This is a genomic window from Desulfobacter sp. (genome assembly GCF_050177295.1).
In genome coordinates this window covers 1-2697 of record NZ_JBFXHE010000521.1, presented here as the reverse complement: position 1 = coordinate 2697, position 2697 = coordinate 1, and the positions used below count along the sequence as shown (strand labels likewise).

Below are 2697 nucleotides of genomic sequence, written 5' to 3'. Positions count from 1 at the left end.
ATGGTCCACGGATCTGGGCACCTCACACCCGGCAGGCCGGTATGGGTACGGCATTGAATATGCGGAGCCCATATATTATTAATCGGCATCCCCGGCCGCAGATTTTTCTATTTCCCTGCGGCCGGGGCATTATTGGGAAATTTTCGCACACTTTTTTGCTCCATTTTCCCCGGCTGATAGGGGGGATTATTTAGAAAATTCACACATCTTTTTCACAATTTTTCGTCAATTATATCAAGTCATTCAATTATTCCTTGTTAATGTGATATTGCTCCTTGACTTTGTGCCTCAATTTGGTAGACCATTATCGAAAAGAAAAAGTATTCGACGCTATTTTTATAAAAAAGTCACCGGCAAACCCGGGGTGTCACTTACCACTTTCGTTGTGGGCCACGTTGCAGTCAAAAAAAAAACAAATTGGCCCGTGCCCGCTATACCGGCCGACGCAAGGACATAGTCTGACATAATTTTTATCTGGCCCCGATGCCGGTACAATTTGTGGGGGACATTATGATTCGCAAACTCATTCTGGTATTGGCTATCCTGATTTGTACAACCATGTACGGCACAGCATCTGCAGCGGAGCTGGGAATAATCACCGGCGGCGCAAAAGGTACGTACTTCCAATTCGGCCTGAATCTGAAGGAATTAGGCAAAAAATTCGGATATAACATCCAGGTATACAACTCCCGGGGATCGGTGGAAAATGTATATGCCGTGTACAAGCGCCCCAAGACCGAGATGGGTATTGTCCAGTCCGATGTACTGGCATTTGTACTCAAGGTGCAATCCAACAAGGTCCTAAAGAGTATTGCAAGAAAGACTAAAATGGTTTTCCCCTTGTACAACGAAGAGGTCCATCTGCTGGGTAAAACCGAAGTTGCGTCGTTTGATGACCTGGAAAACAGGCGGGTGGCCGTGGACAAGGAAGGTTCGGGTACCTATCTCACTGCCAAGCTCCTTTTTGAGATTTCGGGTATCAAGCCGGCCCAAACCCTGGCCGTGGGCACGGATGATGCCCTGTCCATGCTCAAGGCCGGCACCATTGACGCCATGTTCTATGTGGCCGGATTTCCCGTAGCCCTTTTTTCCGAGCAGGTTACGGTCGGGGATGGGTTGCACATCGTGCCCATAGGCAACAAAAGCATTACCGAATTCTACCCTGTTGCCCAGATTCCGGTCGGCACCTATCCATGGCAGAGCCAATCCGTATCCACCGTTGCGGTGAAGGCTGTTCTGATCTCCTTTGATTTCAGGGGAAACAGCTGCGATTCCCTGGGACAATTTGCCAACATTGTTTACGATAACCTGGAGTGGCTCAAACAAAACGGTCATCCGAAATGGAAAAGCGTAGACCTGGACTATCCCCTCAAAGGATGGGATCAGTATGACTGCGTTAAAAAACATCGCAGAGGCGGCAATCCCAGAGAAACGGGTCAGCCTATGGAAGAGAACCCTTTGCTGGATGCCATCAAAGAGATGCTCTGAATCTGGCTTATCTGAACCGGGACCGACCAAGGGAGGCACACCATGTATTGCACCCATTTCAACCTGAAAAAAAAACCTTTCCAGCTCAGTTCGGATAACAGCTTTCTGTGGTTGGGCAACACCCACGCCAGGGCTTTAGACCTTCTCAACCGCGGTATTGAAGGGCCTGAGGGATTGCTGATCCTCACCGGAGACATCGGTACGGGCAAGACCACCCTGATCCATGAACTGTGCCATTGCCTGCCCCAAGAGACCGCAGTGGCCCATATCACAGATCCGAGCATTGAACTCCACTATCTGTTTCTTTCCATTGCCCGGGCCCTGGGATTTGATGAGCTTTATAGGGAAGGTGAAGAATTTGGCCCGGTACTGTCGGCTTTTTTAAACCGCCTCCACCAGGCTGGAAAAAAATGCCTGATCATTATTGACGAGGCACACCTGATTCCGGAGCGATTCCTGGCCCTGCTCCCCTCCTGGGCGAAATTTGCGCCGGATAATACCCTTACTATCATCCTTGCCGGTCAACTGGAACTCCACCAAGTCATGGAAAAAAAACTGGGTCCTTCATGGGAAAAGCAGGTGGATGTCCATGCCATGCTTTCTCCCCTGGAAGAAAAACAGACCCGGGACTATATCCACCGGCGCCTTGAGTTGGCCGGTGCAACACACAGGATTTTCACCCCCGAAGCTGTCCGGGAAGTACATGGGTATACCAAAGGCATTCCCCGGCGCATCAACATCGCCTGCGACCAGGCCATGATCGCCGCCTATTCAAAAGATATGCAAACCATTGACGCCCAGACCTTTCAGGATGCCGTGGGTATTTTGAAACTTCCCCAGGTACCGGTGCCTGTCTCCCCGCCGGCACCGGTACCTACAACGCTGTTGGCCAGCCTAAAGTCCCGGTGGCCGGCAAGGCCACTGCCCTCCTTGGCAGCAGCCGTTCTTCTGGTCGTCATCGCCTGTACTTTTTACCCCCGGATACTTTCCATTCCGGATCAAATACAGCATCCCCAAATCAAAACACCGGCAACACAAAAGAGCTCCGCCTTTGTCCCGACCATGACCGTTCCGCCTCCTTCAGCCACGGAAACCCAAGGGGATCTGTCCGAGGCAGCATCTGGGCTGGAACCGTTTCAGGCCGAACGCCTGATTCCGCCCCTGGAACCCAGCCAAGTACCACCAGGACCCTCTGAACAAACCACTGCC

At 51.4% G+C, this 2697-nt stretch carries 3 protein-coding genes; all 3 read left to right on the top strand.

Annotation, left to right across the window (positions count from 1 at the left end; genetic code table 11):
• Positions 1-194, top strand: a 194-nt coding sequence (locus tag AB7U36_RS22035; RefSeq protein ID WP_428161748.1) for a hypothetical protein, incomplete at its 5' end; no start/stop codon positions are given.
• A gap of 289 nt (positions 195-483) precedes the next feature.
• The gene (locus tag AB7U36_RS22030; protein ID WP_428161747.1) at positions 484-1488 is read left to right on the top strand and encodes a TAXI family TRAP transporter solute-binding subunit; all 1005 of its coding nucleotides are present in this window, start codon (positions 484-486) and stop codon (positions 1486-1488) included.
• Between the two features lie 42 nt (positions 1489-1530).
• Positions 1531-2697, top strand: a 1167-nt coding sequence (locus AB7U36_RS22025; RefSeq protein ID WP_428161746.1) for an ExeA family protein, incomplete at its 3' end; no start/stop codon positions are given.